This is a genomic window from Vreelandella rituensis (assembly GCF_003336665.1).
GTDB classification, from domain to species: Bacteria; Pseudomonadota; Gammaproteobacteria; order Pseudomonadales; family Halomonadaceae; genus Vreelandella; species Vreelandella rituensis.
Window position 1 is genome coordinate 1 of record NZ_QPIJ01000147.1, and the last position, 1,245, is coordinate 1,245.

Sequence of the window (1,245 nt, forward strand, 5' to 3'; positions counted from 1 at the left end):
GCCATCCGCGCCCACCGCAGGCCATCCGCGCCCACCGCAGGCCATCCGCGCCAGCACCAAAAACAAAAGCGCAAGCGCAAAAAACCGTAGGCGGTCCCACGTCCGAAAACATGGGACCGCCTACGGTCTCTCGGTGTTTAGCGTGCGTCCGGTAGCACGTGGCTGGATGGCGGCGCGGCTATGGCTCGATACCGCACGCCTTCAGGAATTCTGCTCGGTTGACGTTGAGCGTGCGGGCCAGCTCGCAGGCCACCAATCGAAGTTCCGACTCGGCTTGCACCCAGCCGCGCGCGCGGGCTTCAGCTATGCGGTCTTGGAGTACGGCCGCCAGTGCGGCATAGTCTGCTTTTTTCACGATGCGCTCCTCAAAGTTTCTACGGTCTCACGTTCAATGCCGACATTGCCCGGCACGCGGGGTTTGTCGCGCAGAATCTCACATTCGCGCCATCCGTCCTTGATAGCCTGCCGTGCTGCGTTGCGCGCATGCTGCAGAGTGGGGTAAGCATCCCAAAATTTTGGGAAGGGGTGACCGGGAAACCCGAAGGCGTGCACGGCAAAATAGCGTTTTTGTTTCATGCTGCAATCCCCTTAGAAATAGTCGCGGCTGAGTGAGTGTGAGCCAAACTCAACATAAGGCACCTTGATGGCTTCGTACACATCAGGCCCGAAAGCATCGTTAAGTCCAACACCGTGACCCATGGCTTGCATTGCGGCATAGTGACCGAAGTGGTCGATTGTGTTGGGTCGGTCGCCGTCACCATCGCGCTCAATCAGCCCCAGCAAGTCGCCGATGCTTAGACCGTTTTCGCGTTCCATATCCATGCGCAGGGTCCGCGCGGCGTGCATTGCAGCGGGGTCGATTTCATCGGGCATTACATCAAAAATTTCAGTACCTGCGCCGATGGGTGAATCTTCGGACTCATCGGCAGCATCCGCCNGGTGAATCTTCGGACTCATCGGCAGCATCCGCCCACGCACTGGCAAAAAATGCCTTTGCGGCGTGCAATTCAAATTCTTCGGTTTCAGCCATATCAGTTCACTCCTTGATAAATAACAGGGGGCAAAAACGCCCGGTAATAGCCCCGTACATAAGGGCTATTCGCTGGCGTTTTTATTTGTGTGCTGCCCACATGTGTGGCGCGGCATAAGGTGGCGCGGGTTGCTTCAACCACTGCCCCAGCGGCCACGATTGGTTGCGGCTTTCGCAATGGTCGTCGTCGCGCGGTTTACCCTTCTCCCCCGGAA

The 1,245-nt window shown here is 58.0% G+C and carries 2 protein-coding genes; both read right to left on the reverse strand.

Annotated elements, in window-relative coordinates; all coding sequences use genetic code 11:
- Window positions 1-178 precede the first annotated feature (178 nt).
- Window positions 179-355 (reverse strand): hypothetical protein, encoded by a 177-nt coding sequence (locus DU506_RS21855; protein ID WP_181870851.1) that lies wholly within the window; start codon window positions 353-355, stop codon window positions 179-181.
- Complete coding sequence (locus DU506_RS21175; protein ID WP_114488789.1) at window positions 352-576, reverse strand: hypothetical protein; 225 nt, start codon at window positions 574-576, stop codon at window positions 352-354. Before DU506_RS21175 ends, DU506_RS21855 begins: the two co-directional genes overlap by 4 nt.
- Between the last annotated feature and the right edge of the window lie 669 nt (window positions 577-1,245).